The sequence below is a fragment of the Desulforhabdus sp. TSK genome, from assembly GCF_022836495.1.
Lineage (GTDB): Bacteria > Desulfobacterota > Syntrophobacteria > Syntrophobacterales > Syntrophobacteraceae > Desulforhabdus.
Map to the genome: position 1 here is coordinate 1 of NZ_BQXM01000261.1, position 255 is coordinate 255.

1 protein-coding gene is annotated in these 255 nt (G+C 37.6%); it reads left to right on the forward strand.

Annotated elements, in window-relative coordinates; genetic code table 11:
• Positions 1 to 201: hypothetical protein (locus MWC30_RS22330; RefSeq protein WP_244086372.1), on the forward strand; the 201-nt coding region annotated here is incomplete at its 5' end.
• Positions 202 to 255: the final 54 nt, after the last annotated feature.

Genomic DNA, 255 nt, shown 5'->3' on the forward strand with positions numbered 1-255 from the left:
TTCAGGTATTCAGAATGGCGCATATGGAATTCACCTCCCTTCCGTAGAGAATGGTGGCGACCTGTCCATTACACCAAACTTAAGCTAAATCATGTGGCGGGCTTTGTCCATAGAATTGGAATAAAAAAAAATTTGGCAGATTATCCGTCAATGATCCATGAATTTCCGAGAGTTTTATCTGCCTATAGAAAAAATGATTGAGAAATGCCTGACTCTATACTTTTCTCAATCTAAAATAAGGACTTATATTTCCGA